The 14,653-nt window shown below is 45.8% G+C and carries 11 protein-coding genes; 1 reads left to right on the forward strand and 10 read right to left on the reverse strand.

Annotation, left to right across the window (positions count from 1 at the left end; genetic code table 11):
• Positions 1–95: 95 nt before the first annotated feature.
• The 10 genes from AAAT87_RS07075 to AAAT87_RS07120 form a co-directional block, all read right to left on the reverse strand.
• Positions 96–521, reverse strand: coding sequence for a Fur family transcriptional regulator (locus AAAT87_RS07075; protein WP_089545350.1), 426 nt, complete (start codon positions 519–521; stop codon positions 96–98).
• A 123-nt stretch (positions 522–644) separates the two neighbouring features.
• Complete coding sequence (locus AAAT87_RS07080) at positions 645–1,343, reverse strand: hypothetical protein (protein WP_349226046.1); 699 nt, start codon at positions 1,341–1,343, stop codon at positions 645–647.
• Positions 1,321–2,139 (reverse strand): metallophosphoesterase family protein, encoded by an 819-nt coding sequence (locus AAAT87_RS07085; protein ID WP_298532027.1) that lies wholly within the window; start codon positions 2,137–2,139, stop codon positions 1,321–1,323. Before AAAT87_RS07085 ends, AAAT87_RS07080 begins: the two co-directional genes overlap by 23 nt.
• A 323-nt stretch (positions 2,140–2,462) precedes the next feature.
• Complete coding sequence (locus AAAT87_RS07090; RefSeq protein WP_349226047.1) at positions 2,463–3,347, reverse strand: DUF6266 family protein; 885 nt, start codon at positions 3,345–3,347, stop codon at positions 2,463–2,465.
• Between the two features lie 343 nt (positions 3,348–3,690).
• Entirely contained in the window at positions 3,691–5,577 is a 1,887-nt protein-coding gene (locus AAAT87_RS07095) for a DUF3987 domain-containing protein (protein WP_349226048.1), read from the reverse strand.
• Positions 5,578–5,675: 98 nt separating this feature from the next.
• A complete protein-coding gene (locus AAAT87_RS07100; protein WP_349226049.1) occupies positions 5,676–6,272 on the reverse strand; it encodes a BT4734/BF3469 family protein in 597 nt (198 codons plus the stop codon).
• On the reverse strand, positions 6,263–6,601 hold the full coding sequence (locus AAAT87_RS07105) for a helix-turn-helix domain-containing protein (protein WP_349226050.1): 339 nt from the start codon (positions 6,599–6,601) through the stop codon (positions 6,263–6,265). The genes AAAT87_RS07100 and AAAT87_RS07105 overlap by 10 nt, the downstream gene beginning before the upstream one ends.
• Positions 6,602–7,141: 540 nt before the next feature.
• Positions 7,142–8,359 (reverse strand): hypothetical protein, encoded by a 1,218-nt coding sequence (locus AAAT87_RS07110; RefSeq protein ID WP_349226051.1) that lies wholly within the window; start codon positions 8,357–8,359, stop codon positions 7,142–7,144.
• 379 nt (positions 8,360–8,738) lie between these two features.
• Positions 8,739–10,034: an ATP-binding protein gene (locus AAAT87_RS07115; RefSeq protein WP_349226052.1), complete on the reverse strand. Its 1,296-nt coding sequence runs from the start codon at positions 10,032–10,034 to the stop codon at positions 8,739–8,741.
• A gap of 489 nt (positions 10,035–10,523) precedes the next feature.
• Positions 10,524–12,116, reverse strand: coding sequence for an ATP-binding protein (locus AAAT87_RS07120; RefSeq protein ID WP_349226053.1), 1,593 nt, complete (start codon positions 12,114–12,116; stop codon positions 10,524–10,526).
• 599 nt (positions 12,117–12,715) lie between these two features.
• Between AAAT87_RS07120 and AAAT87_RS07125 the strand changes: the two genes are divergently transcribed.
• Entirely contained in the window at positions 12,716–14,629 is a 1,914-nt protein-coding gene (locus tag AAAT87_RS07125) for a site-specific DNA-methyltransferase (protein WP_349226054.1), read from the forward strand.
• The last annotated feature ends 24 nt before the right edge of the window (positions 14,630–14,653 follow it).

The raw sequence follows: 14,653 nt of genomic DNA on the forward strand, positions 1-14,653 counted from the left end.
TTCCTTTTGAATAGGCATTGCTTTCAGCGAAGCCTCTTCCTTTTGAATAGGCATTGCTTTCAGCGAAGCCTCTTCCTTTTGAATAGGCATTGCTTTCAGCGAAGCCTCTTCCTGCACTCAGGGCATTCTCCCTTGATGACGAAGGAGACGGAGTGAGGATAGAATCCTTCCGGCAATTCGAAGCTCGGAATATGGATATCCTCCATGCAGAACGAACGGTGGCATGATTCGCAGTAGAAATGAATATGACCATCATGATGGTCACACTCTCCTTCCTCCTCACACACTTCGTAGTTCAATATCCCCCTTCCATCCTCGAAGGCATGAACGGCATCATGCTCCAGAAAGAGCGTCAGCGTGCGGAAGATGCTCGACTTGTCCATCGACACCATCTTCTGCTCCAAATCCTTAAGACTCAGCGGATTCTGCTCATTCACCAGAGTCTTCATTACCAGTATGCGGTTGGAGGTGGGCTTGATGCCCTTCGCCTCCAGCTTATGAACAATCTCTTCTGTTTCCATCTTTTTTTTCACTTTTTAAATCCTAAAGTCTCCCGCCAGGTGTCCCGACAGATTTGTAATCCGTCGTTAAAAAGGTTCGACCTATAAAACCGGGGGATTTGCAATCCCCCATTCACTATCCCTTTATAATATCTGCATTTTTGCGCCAAACGACAGTCCGAAGACATCCCAGAAACCGGCATTGCCGTTGCGGTAGAACCGCATGAAATAGATATCATTCGTGCTCAACTCATAGAAGAGCGTGAGGCTCTTCACACGTTTGCGCCTGTTGTTCGGAATCTGATACGTAAACCGTTCGCCAAATCCCAGATTCGGGCGGATTCGGGTAGAGAAGGGATAATATCCGCTCTCGTACTTGGTAGGCTGCTTTGTCCAGAAATCGTGACCCAACACCGTGTTCAGGTACAGCGTGCACTCCAGGGGTTCAAACTGCCATCCCTTTCCCCAGTCCTTTCGCCAGGGAATGAAGTTCTCCTTCAGCGTGATTGTCATTTTTACTTCATCCGAATCATATTTCGGAACGATGCCGAAGAGCAGATGCGTCTCCCACTGGCTTCGCTTGCCGTAGTCCCATCCGATACCCAGCGAGATGATACCCATGTTGCCGCAGGTCTGTATCACGCTCTGCGTAGGCATCAGCACATCCCAGTGCTTGCGATAGCGGAGGATACGCCTGTCGTATTGGGTGAGTGAATCTTCTTCTGAATTCTCCTTTCCTAAATTCTCCTTTCCTAACCCCTCCTCGCCGGCGCTTGCCGTAGTGCCTGCCGATAGCAGGAGGAGCGCCCATATACTGAACTTAAAAATCGATGACTTCAACATGATAATCCTTTGGTGTGATGGTGAAAATGTAATATTGACGGAAGTGTACGCTGCTTGCCATATAGAACAGGGTGCCGTTGTTGTAAAGGTCTTCCGTCTTGGTATGATGACCGTGACCGTCCAGGCAGAACAACAGGCGAGGAAAATCGTGGATGTAATAATTGAATACCTTCGCTACGTTGTTGTTAAACTGCTCGGAGTAGGGAGGTGCATGCATGCACACCACGGTGCGGTCGAAGTCGAGCGAATCGGCAGAGCGTTCCGCCTCCATGAAGTCGAAGTTAGGCACCGGACGGGAGTAGTCATACTCGATGGCATTGGTGTTGAGGCAGACGAACTTTACCTTTCCGGCGATGAAGCTGAAGTCGGGATTGCCGTAGATGGTCTCATAGGTCTGGTTGCCCGTGCCCAGGCAGTCGTGGTTGCCCAGCAGTACCACCGAAGGCATCTTGAGTTTCAGCATTCTTTCTCGTGTCCACTTCATTTCGCGGGTAGCGCCGAAGTCGGAGATGTCGCCGCAGTGGATTACGAAGTCGATGCTGTCCTTGCGTCTGTTGATATCATTTACGGCATCCACGAGGTCGTCGTACCACTGATGGCTGTCGCTGATCACGGCAAACCGGATGGTATCCTTGCTCTTCACCGTCTGCTCTATCTTCTGTATGTTCTTGGCATTCAGATTGGTTTCGCCCTTTACGCGAACATCGTAAGGGTGAACATCGAATACGGTATCGCAGCCCGTAAGGAGCAGGGCGGCGATACAGACAAGTAGATACATTTTAATGTGAGATTTCATATCTTATACCTTATTTTAAATACATATTCATATTCTAGTCTATCTGATATTCTAGCCTATCTGATATTCCAGCCAGTTTGATATTCTAGCCTATCTGATATTCTAGCCTATCTGATATTCTAGCCAGTTTGATATTCCAGTCTATTGATTTCGCGTGCAAAGTTACGAAAAAAACTTGAATAACGAATGAGGTTTTTCCAAAAAGACCATTTTTAAGGAAAAAAAAGATAAAAAAAGAAGGTGCGCCAGATTCACTTCCTTGTGATCTGGCACACCTTGATGATTTTAGAGATCTCCGTTGTTTTTAGAGATCTACTTTGTTTTTAGAGACTTACGTTGTCGTCGCCTCCTCCGCCTTCGGTAGTGCCGCCACCCGGGCTGGTGTTACCGCCCTGGCTGGAATCACCTCCCTGGCTGGAATCACCACCCTGGCTGGTACCTCCGCCCTGCGAAGTACCTCCGCCCTGGTTGGTGTTATCTTTGTTGTCATCCTCCCCGGTGTTTGTGTTTGGTGTCTTGTCGATGACGCCATCATTGTAAAGAATGCCATTGGCACCTGCCACTACCGAACCGTCGGGCTTCACATCGCCTACATATACAGAGTTGCTTACGCTGTTGTTCTGCACAGATGCAAAAGCAATGTAGCAGGAAAGCATGTCTCCATCCCAGTCTGTAGGTAATTTCAGGGTAGCCTTGCAATCCACTCGGCTGGCATCCTCTGTAGTGAAGATGGCTTCGCGCTTCGTGAAGTTGTAGATGAGCGGCATCGCAAAATCATCCATGCTGGCATGACTTTCGTCAGAATTGTCTTCCCAGGCAAAGGTGGCTATGTTGTTCGCTACCTTTACAGAGCAGAATCTGCCAGGCATCAGAGAACCGCTGCTTACCAGCACCTTGCTAGGGTCGATACCGAAGGATGGATATTTGCCCACCATGCAGTTGCGTACGGTGTGGCTCATGGCTGCGTTGGTGGCAGTCTGATGCTGGGTGTAGTTGCGGTAACCTGCCTGCAGGTAAGCCGTCATCACCTTTACAAACTTCTGCGCCAAGCCAAACTTCATGCGCTGAGCCATCTGCTTCTCGGTGCGAGGGTTCTTGATACTCTGAGCCTTGCCACGCATATAAGCTGTGCCTTTCCAGCTGCCACCTACCACTGTTCCTACGGTTCCGTTGAAACCGCCAAGAATACCTTGTCTAATCTTTCCCATAATCTTTTCCTTTCTTTCTTTAATGGGTTAAACATAAATAAAAAAGTCAATGAACACTATTCTTTGCACCCCTTCTTTCTGCAGGGTACAATTCGTGGCTCCCTTCTCCCTTCTTTTAAAACCCCTAAAAACAGCGTTTCTCGGAGTTGGTACGGAGCAGGTACGGAGAGGGTACGGAGCAGGTCTTTCTCAAAGTCCGATCGCTACTCGTCGATTGAAGTCTTCCGTAGCCCTCGTTTCCTAACCACATTGCAAAGATACTACTTTTTTTGCTTGTTTACAAGCATCAGTAGTACGTTGCGCAGCGTTGCGTCTGTTTGCGTAGTTTCCTTTGCTTAAAGCTTTAACGCGGTGTAGAATCCTGCTGATTTCCAGCCAAATCCACCTTCTCATACTTACCATTGTCCACTCTCTTGCAGAGGTTGTATCTGCTCACGTATTCGCCCACATACTTCTCTGCCGTTCTCTTGGCAATACCCAGTTTCTGTGCAGCGGCCAGTACCATCTGGCGGTTGAAGCTGGCAGGCAGGGCAGCAAAGAGTTTCTCGCTCTTTGGGCTGAGTTTGATGCCCATCACATCGTCTCCCTCCTTGCTAGGCAGCAGGGTAGAGAAGATGCGTGCCGCATGCTGCATCAGCGTATCGGCAATGATTAGAGCGCACTCCAGGTCTTCGTCCTTGCAGATGATGCACTCTGGCAGAGAGGTGGTACCTTCCAGGCGGGTGATGCTCAGAATCATGGCGATGCGATAGGCGCTCAATCCCATTCGGTAGATGTTGGCAACGAAGTCTCTGCCCAGCATATCCTTGTATTCTTCTACCAGCTTGTTGAAGAAATCGTTGAACTGGTCTTCCTGCTCTTCCGTCAACTTGAACTCGATGCCACCTTGCTTCTTCTTCAGAATCAGATGAATGTCATACACCCGCTTGCCGATGGCTTCCATCTCCTCGTCGATGGTTCGGTTTGACTTGGAGAACACGTTGTGCCATTTGGCTGGAATATCCACTTTCATGAAGAGAAAGCGGGAGAAGAGACCGTTCTCTGCCGATGGAATCAGATTGGTAACCTGACCTGGCGTCCCCGTCAGATACACCGTCCATTTCGGGTTGTGAATCTCTACATGCTCATTCTCCTTTCTTCGTCGATAGGTGATATCCTCGTGATGGAAACCCTTTCGCAGACCATCCGAGAAGTTGCCGTAGTCGCTCTTCAGCGTGTTGGCAAGTGAATCGGCCTCGGTCTCGAAGGTGATGCCCTGGTCGTGGTTGTCGTGCAGCGCCTGATAGATGGCTGTAGAAGAGCAGTTGGCAGGAATTATCAGCGAGCGATAGGGTGGCTCCTTAGGCAGCGGCATGCCCGAAGCCTTCTTGCCCATGGCTCTGATGTCGGCAAGTTCCTGCTGATAGTTGTCCATCTCCTGTTTGTTGGCTTCCCTAACCTCCTGCTCGATGAGGCTTACCAGCTTGAGGCACGATGTGGTTCTGCCTTTTCCGCTTGCGGCATTGGCTACAAGGAAGGTGAAGAGGTTGGCATACACCTTCGAGCTGTCGTAGATGGCATAGGCCTCGGGGAATGCACCGCTCAGGATGGTGATGGAGGCGAGAAGCAGCATGTCTTTCTCGGTGAGCGTCTTGCCGAGGGAAGAGATGTCTTTGAAGATGAGGGGCAGGGAGCCTGTTACCTTGTCGCAGAAGGTGGGCAGAGGGATAGCCTCTGCCACTTCGTGTTCTACTCCCGCTTCTGCTGTCGTGCCATTGATAGCCGTAGAAGCATTCGGTGCCATTGCCATGTTTGTCATGTTTGTCATGTTTGCACCCTTTGCACTCTTTGCAGGGTTTGCAAGGATTGCAAAGTTTCCGTTTCTGGCAACGTCGTCATGGCTAGGAGCCACCTTGATATCTATGCCGGCCTCCTTGGCATATTTAAAGAAAGAGGCGATGGTGATACCAGAGTGGTCGGTAGTATCATGCAGGCGCTTGATGCAGTTGGAATACAGCTTGTCGCACTTCTCGTACTTGTAGCCGGCATTGAACCGACTGATGTCATGGAAGATGCTTCTTCCTTCCTCGCCCAGCTCCAGAGAGATGCCGAAGGCAATGTTGCGCCAGTTGTTGTATCCCTCTGTGATGTCGATGTTCATCTCAACGATACGGTTGGCTACTGTGCGGATTTGCTCCGCCTTACTTGCTTGTGCCCATTGATTTGGGTCGAAATATGAAGTCTTATTCATATTTTGTCTATTTAAATTAATTTTTTAAACAATTGAATTGTCATTCCCCTGCGGACTGCCGAACGTTGTTTCTTCACTCTTCGTTCTTCACTCTTCACTTAAAAAGGGCAGACGAGAGGATTCACGTAGCAGTTGGGGTCGTAAGGCAAGAAGCAAGCCCGGCTCACATTCTTGCAGGCAGCATCAATCTTGATGCCTCCATACGCTTGCCAGATATAGTGCTCCAATGCCAGGAACCAGGTTTGGTGGTCGCATTGCTGCAGGTCTATCTGCACGAAGAGTTTCAGTCCGTCGCCCGAAGGACTGCGGAAGGCAAGTTCCAGTTCGAAGTTCTTCTGCATCATTTCATCGTGGATGAATTCCTGCTTCAGTTCCTCCACCTGGTCTTTACCTATATGGTCGATGTCCAGGCACATGATGCCGGAGTGCTGTATGAGTCCCTGGTCTTTGCGGGCATTGAAGGTTCCGCTGGCCAGTACATAGTCAAACTCCTTGGCCTTATATGCCTTGCGTCTTTTCTCTTCCTCCTCCGGAATGCCACGGAGCGTATCCGTAGCATTCTTGAAGAGGGTAGGGTCTGTAATGTACTGCCACAAGTGGTAGATACCTACCCGGTTGTGGCTCACCACATTGGAGATAGGATGACGGTAGTATTGCATCTTGTGCTCCTTCAGCTGCTCTATGTTCATCGCCATAGGGAGCCTCCTTTCATACGGCTGTCTCTGTACGATTCGTCCATGAGTCGTTGCAGGTCTCGTTCCTTGTAGTAGCATCTTCCGCCCATCTTGGCAAACGGCAGCTTGCCGTTGGAGCGAAGAGTCTGCAGGGTTCTGGCACTGATGTGGAACATCTCCATCACCTCGTAGTTGTCGTGCCACTCAGAAAGTGGCGTCAGTTGCTCAGTCACTTCCTGGCTTCCCTGACTTTGCATAGTTTGCATCGGTTGCAAAGTTTGCAAACCTTGCGGAGCGTGCATGCCGGTGTCGGCATGCTGCGCTGTTGAAGAATTACTTGTCATCTTCATTTTTGTAAAATAGGAGGGTGATGCCCAACTCTCTGATAGGGACCTCCTACATCACCGACTTGGCTTGGATAAAGATAAGAGAGTCTTTGTGTTTATTGACCTCCATATCCTTGCCATCGGGGAGCGACCCCTGTCGGATTTTCTGGTGCAAATATACAAAATAGTGATGGAAAATAAAAATACGCATATGGAAAGCTTTGATTATCAATAAGTTGACTATTTTTGCTTATTTGTATGCCTAAAAAGTAGTTATCTGTAAGGCTGAAATGTGCCTATACAGATAATTGCAATTATCTGTAAAGTTCATGGTCTTTTCTTACAGATAATTAAGGATCTGTATACAGATAACAGAATTATCTGTAAGATTTGGTAGTTATCTGAAAAAAATAAATGGATTACTTCTTTCGAAAGCAATCCATTTATTCAAATCGGGACTTTAATAATTTACAGATAATTTTTTCTTCTTCAGTAAAAATACAGATAATTATCTTCTGAGGGAGTAAAAATACAGATAATATCCTTCTGATTAAGTAAAAATGATTAGTTGGCACATGCGATAGAACTGATAGAAATGTTCATCGCTTTATTCATGTTTTTAGTAAGTTTGCTTACTTCGCTCACGAACAGATTATATTCTTCCGTGGTATATTTTTTATTGTTCTTTGCACCATTAGTACCCGAATTGCCTGGGGGAAGGAGATTACCACGATAGGTTTCATTAAAATATCTGTTGAATTTTGCTTCTTTGCCTGTTCCTGTAATTCCAGCCCATTCCATTATCATTACTATAATAGGACCATAGATATGATGTTTCCCTTCCTTTTTGTCTGTTCTTCCAAGAACCTTTAGTCCTACTAGTTTGCAAGGTTCTATCAAATCATCAAGATGGGTAATAACAAATCTTACTTGTTTGGCCAAGTCATGATTGTTGGGCCATAGTAAAGACTCTATAGGGCTCAAATTATCCTTCTTACCTTTCGCAATAGTATCGAAAATGACGAAATTTTGAAACTGGCTCTCGTTATAGGTATGAAAACAGTCGCAGATAACTTGCTGCAAAGACTTTGCCTTATCCATTCTTTCTTTCAAACTATTCATCTGATATGTGATACCGCTATTATTTTCTATGAATTTAATGGTATCTCTCGATTTCTTAGCAACATTGTCATAGTTATCCTTATAAATCTTGTAACATAAGTCAGGATGGCATCTGATGTAATTCTCCTTTGCAATAATTTCTCTACAAAGAGCCATTACGCCCGTTAGCTTACAAAAAAATAAGCTAACAGAACAGCATAGATCTTTCACGCAATCTGGGTAGCTTTCCAAGCCAAACATATCTCTACTGAATGTAAGACCTGTTAAGTATGAGTGGTCAAAAACAGATAGCTTCTTTTCTGTTCCATTACCTCCAGCCTTCTTGCGAATGATGGGACACATCTTTCTAAATAGTTTCTTGGTTCCAGCTAATGTACTTCTCAGTTTTCGACAAAGCTTAAGAGCTGTGTCGTAGCATTGGTTGTGGTCGGTGGCATATAACTTATTGAACTCTTTAGAAAATTTTTCTAAAGAGATGTATTCTTTATCTATTTTGGCAATGCTGATTCTTACTTCAGCATTGATTAAATTGATATCACTCTCGTCATAATCACGACTTCTGATGGATGCAAAGATCTTATCGTTTTCAAAGTCCTCTGCATCATTGATAAGGTTCTGAAAGCTTTGCTCAGAAGCATCTAAAACACTTGTGTACTTCATTAGCTGATAGTTTAAATTAATACTGGGCAGTAATAGTCTCGTACATCTTATAGGGGTGTGCGTGAGGATATCCTGCTTTCATTTGCAAAGTTACGAAAAGATTGCGGAAATAAAACAAAATGGATAACTTTTCTTGTGTTAAAAAATACTAAGTCTTTGATATTCTGTATTTTATGATTTGCTTTTGGAAATTTTTAGTTTCTGCCGATTCCAAAAGTTGCCACAAAAGTAGTGTTTTAGTGTAAATTTAAGAATCAAACAATAGTTAATTTTTAAGATTTAAACGTTAATAAAGAATGGCTTTTCAGTCCGAGCTAACAGAAAGAACAGTCTTAAGTTTGTTTCACTCTGACTGAAAAGCCGTATAATTCTTAAAACATCATTTCTCAAAATACGTGCCAATGGCTATGAGAGGGATGTTTTCCATCCATTCTTGATCTACATATCCTTTCATGGAGATACGCAGTCCTTTCAGCCCAGGGTTGTCTTTGATGAACTGGGCCAGGGACCTAGCACGTACGTTTTCCTCAGCCTTCACTTCTACCGGTATAACCCTCTGGTTGTCTTGAATGATGAAATCTATCTCCGAAGGTGTCTTGGTATTGCTCCAGTAATAGGGCTTTAGTCCCAAGGCCAATAGTTGCTGTAGCACATACTGCTCTGTAAATGCACCTTTGAACTCTGTGAATACATTGTCGCCTATCAGCATCTGGTCTGCTGAGGCATCCGTCATGCATGCCAGAAGACCACAATCTAATAAGAACATTTTAAAGACATCCATGGCTTCATAAAACTTGAGGGGCATTTTAGGCTCCTTGATGCGGTTCACCTTATATACAATGCCGGCATCTACCAGCCATTGTATGGCCAGTTCAAAATCCTTGGCTCTGCTACCTTTGCGCACAGCTCCATAGATGAACTTCTTGTTTTCACGTGCCAGTTGGGAAGGGAGCGAATCCAGTACCTCCCGGATTCTTGTTGATTCCGCAGCTGAAGTATGTTTGGAAATATCCCTGCGATAGGCTTCCAGAATGTCACGCTGCAGGGTGCGAACCTGCTGCAAGTCTGTATTTTCGATGAATTTGCTTACCACTCCTGGCATGCCGCCCACAAAGTAATATTGCCGGAGCAATTCCGTCATCTTGGGTTTCATGATGTCGATAAGTCCCCAGTCTTTGGAATGGAGTAATTCTATCCATCCTTCATTGCCGGTTGCATCAAGAAATTCCTCGTAATCCATGGGGTACATGGTAAGCATATCTACTTTTCCAACAGGGAACGACTCTCCCTTACCAAGGGTAACCCCAAGGAGGGAACCTGCTACCATGACATGGTATTCGGGAGCTTTTTCGCAAAAGTACTTCAAACTGTGGAGTCCTCTCGGAACCTCCTGTATTTCATCCATGATGATGAGAGTGTCAGCAGGTGTAATCCTTACGCCAGTAATGGCTTGGATGGTAATGAGGATTCTGTCTATGTTGTAATCGAGCTCAAAGAGCTGTTTCATTCTTGGCTCATCGTCACAGTTGATATATGCTACGTTTTTGTATTCCTTTTCTCCAAAGTGTTGCATAATCCAAGTCTTACCCACTTGTCTGGCACCTAGTAACATCAAGGGCTTTCTGTCCACATTTCTTTTCCATTTAAGGAGCTGTTTGTATATCTTTCTTCTCATATCTGTCTGTATTTTAAATATTTCTGCTGCAAAGATACACTTTTTCGATGATAAAAACAAGAAAACTACACACTTTTTCGATGATAACAAATGTTAAATCATACACTTTTTCGAGGATAAGCTCAAGGAAGCAATCTTGTTAATTCGAGGCTAATAATAAGCTTTGTAAAAGAACTTTAATGATTGTTGGCCTTATTGTTGGCGATAGGATGCAAAATATCATTCCTAGTTTCTGGTCCACCTTCTTGTTTTCTGGTCCACCTTTCTGGACCACCGTCAGGCGTCCTGCCGGATTTGCAATCCGGCATAAAAAATGTTCGACCATTTAGGGCATTGCGGATTTGCAATCCGCCTCACCTGGATGCACAAAAAAAGGATTTGCAATCTTGCTTGCTGCGGATTGCAAATCCGCAGGTCTTAAAGAGGTTGGGGCATTTTTAGACGATGGATTGCAAATCCGTCGGAACGAAAGATGGCTGGCTTTGTATTTTACACACCCTCATCCACTTCTTTCCAATCTATCAGTCCCTTGCCCTGTTCATCAAGTTCCACTGCCAGGGCGATGACCTTGCGCTTGTCCGCCTTGAATGGTTCGGTGTAACTCTTGTCCTTGATCTGGCTCTCGGCAGCAGAAATGCCGCCATTGTTCGATAGCTTCAGCTCCAGGACGTAGATGATGGATGGAACCTCCACAATCATATCTATCCTGCCAGTGGCTAGCATTCTCTCTACTTCCACCCTAAAGCCCAAGGCTCTGAATATTGTGCTCATTATCAGCCGGTAACGCTCCTCCATATCCATACGTGCCATCTTCTTGTTGCTGTATGGAACATCGGCGATTAGAGCCTTCAATGCCTTCTTGGCTTCAGCGGTGTTGCCGTCCTGCATCATTTTTCTGAGGAAGCTCTGCGCAGAAACCACTTCCGAATTCGACTTCATGGTCAAGGCTGGAACCACTACCCGGTATAATGCCTTGCGAACTTCAAAGTTAGGGAAGCCCAGGATGTAAACGCCATCATCGTAACCCTTGATGGTGAGATAACCCGACTGATAGAGGAAGAGCTCGGCTCCGCCATTCACCACATCCGATGTTTCCAGGGTGTCGCCCTCGATGAAGCAATGGTCAAAATATTCCATCTTCATCTCCATATTTTCCACGAACTTTGGCAATAGAGAAGTGGCGCCAGATGAGGCCCAGTAATTTCTCAATTTCTTATCCGACAGGGCATTGATGAGGCTGAACGGGTTGAAGATATCTACCATATTATCGCTGCAGAAATGATATCCGTCGTAATAGGCCGTGAGCTGCTTTAGGGTCTCCTCTGGAGTCCATCCGTTTTCTTCTCCCATCGCCTCAATCTCAGGCATGAAGTTATCGGCAACTTCCTGTTTCGAAATGCCGCAGATGGTGGCGTAGGGTGCATCAAAACTGATGTTGCTCAGATTATTGAGAACAGAGAAGAGAGAAATCTGAGTGAACTTGGTGATGCCCGTGATGAAGACGAAACGCTCGTGCTCGTCCTCTTTTTTCAAGACGGCAAACACGGACTTGTAGATGGCTGTGCAGGCATCATGCTCTGGAGTCTTCCAGGAATGCTGCAATGGAGAATCATACTCATCGATGAGGATAACCGCCTGTTTTCCGGTCTTTTGAAACATCGTTTCGATGATGTTCTGGAAGCGGACGGCAAGGGATGCCTCCGGGCGCACGGCTACCTCATACTTCTGTTCAAGTTTATAGAAGGCGTCATCAAGATAGGAGTTGAGTTCTTCGGGTGTAGCACCTCCGCAACTCATGTCGAGTCGAATGACGGGATAGCAGGTCCATTCTTTCTCCAGCTCCATCACCTTCAATCCTTCGAAGAGTTCCTTTTTTCCTTCGAAGTAAGCCCGAAGTGTATCCACGAGAATCGACTTACCGAAACGGCGTGGGCGGCTCAGGTAATTATACTTTTTCCCCCTGTTGGCAAGATTCCAGATGATATCTGTCTTGTCAACATAAAGATAACCACCCTTTCTGATAACCTCAAAAGACTGGATACCTACCGGCAATCTTCTTTCGTTCATTTTTGTATCTGTCATAATCTGATCTCCTATGTTTTCAGGATAGCTTTTTGCGAGCCATCCACCTTTCTGCAAATTCTTTCTGCAAAGATACGACGAATATTTTGATTTCGCAAGAAAAAATGGGGGATAGTATAAAAAAGGTGGCGATTCTTTTTGTTATCTCTGATTTTTGCAGTATCTTTGCAAATGCAAAGCTGCACTCGGCAATTTGAAAGCAAGCTTTCATTCCGCCCGTTTGCATTTACTTTGCATTTGGATGGATTCGCCTTAGGGCGATGATATCTGTTTTTGTGGGTTAAAATAATAGCGTTTGCTGTTTATTCGATAATAATGTTCCTGAAGTTTGGCCGCGGAAAGAACAATTCCATAGAATAAATAAGTAAGCGTCCGCTATAGCGTGGACGTAAAACTTATCTATGGAATTAGGTTAGGCCAAACACCTTGGAACGTTGGATAAGTGGATCGTCCACGTTTCTGCGTTCTGATGGGGATGAGGCTGGTCTTGATGCAAACCTAGGTTAGCTTTGTTGCTATGGATAAGGGTGTTTGGTTGTAGCTTTTATTTTCTGAGTAATAAAGCAGTCGCATTAAAACTATATTTAAGCTTTAATGCTATGGCAAAATCATTGATTGAAGAGCTACCTCGCATTGCAAGCGAAGGTAGGCAAGAGGCTCAGCGCATCATTGAGCGATTGAGCAGTGGCACACGCATTGGATTGCAGACCAATGAGCTGGTGTTGCCTCGCAAGGATGTCTCCGGATTCTTCCGTGGACAAGTTCCCAATATCCCTAATGCATTCAATGCCGCCCTGGATGGGGGGAGTTGGATGAACCGTCTGGTGTATGGTGATAATCTCCTGACCATGCAAGCGCTGCTTGCCGGAGACCCTCAGACGGGCTTGCCTTCTTTAAGGGGCAAAGTGGATTTGATATACATCGACCCGCCGTTTGATTCTAAGGCGGATTATAGAACGAAGGTTACGTTGCCAGGGTTGGATTTTCAGCAGAAACCTACTGTTGTTGAACAATTTGCTTATGCTGATACATGGGAAGAAGGAACAATCTCTTACCTAAAGATGATTTATCCAAGATTAATACTTATGAAGGAATTGCTTTCAGAACGAGGTAGTATTTATGTTCATATAGATTGGCATATCGGTTCATACATGAAAGTTATTCTTGATGATATTTTTGGTAAAGAAAATTTTGTTAATGAAATTATTTGGTATTATCGTCGTTGGAATATTGCAGGAAGTTCTTTTGCAACAAATCATGATACAATACTATATTATGGGAAAAACAAATCTAATAGAGTCTATAATCAACTCTATATACCAAAATCAGAAAAGTCGAGTGCACAGGGTAAATCATGGAAAAGTGTTATAGATGAGAATGGTGTAAGACATTCTATCATGACAGATGAGCCAACGAAAGGTGTTCCTATGCCTGACGTTTGGGATGTTTCAATGATAAATCCTGTTGCAAAAGAAAGAATAGGCTACGCCACTCAAAAACCCGAAGCCCTCCTCGAACGTATCATCAAGGCATCTTCCAACGAAGGCGACCTCGTCTGCGATTTCTTCGGTGGCAGCGGCACCACAGCAGCTGTAGCCGAAAGACTTGGCCGTCGCTGGATTACCTGCGACATCGGCAAGCCGGCATCCCTCGTCATGCGCAAGCGTTTCATCGACCAGGAAGTAAATCCGTTCCTCTATCAGAGCATCGGCGACTATCAGAAAGAGGCTTTCCATAACAACAAGAAACTCCGCCGAGTGGGCGATCTCTCTCAGGTAGTCTTAGGCCTCTTCGGTGCCTTACCATTCTCTCCAGAGCAGGTGAGCGACAGAAACTTCGGTTACGTAAAGGGCACCCGAAATCTGGTGATGGTGGATAGCCCTAACCGCCTGACCACTGCTGCTACCGTTCGCCGTGCCGTGGAAGCAAAGGCTTCTCTGCTTGGCGGCGACTGGGATAAAGTCATCGTGCTCGGCTGGAACTTCGCCTTCGACATCTCGCAAGCCATCGAGAAATATAAGAACAGCAATGTAGAGGTGCTGGTGATTCCGCCCGATCTGCTCGACAAGCTATCTAAGAAGGGTTTCAAGAAGCTCATCGCCGACAAAACCGTCCGCTTCTCTTCTTTGCAATATCTGGTGGTGAACCCAGTTGAAGTAACCGTGAACGGCAATGGCGAGGATGAACTCGACATCAGTCTCAGCAACTATGTGCTGCTCTCACCAGATAATATCCCGTTGGACGATAAGGACAAGGAGAAGCTGCAGCAGGTGATGGAGCAGGACCCTCTCTCGCTGATAGAATATTGGTGTATCGACCCTGATTATGACGGCGATACCTTCCGCAGCACCTGGCAGGATTATCGTGAGAACGTGGATAACGACAGCGACCCGCTGCACTGCGTATATTCCACCCGAATTGCCATGCCGCATAAGGACGAGCGAAAAGTCTGCGTCAAGGCGGTGGATGTGTTCGGATTCGAGAGTCAGGTTATCCTAGATGTGAAGTGTTAGTGTTAAGAACGAATAGGAGATTAC

Origin of the sequence: Segatella sinensis, from assembly GCF_040095255.1 — a bacterium.
Classification (GTDB): domain Bacteria; phylum Bacteroidota; class Bacteroidia; order Bacteroidales; family Bacteroidaceae; genus Prevotella; species Prevotella sinensis.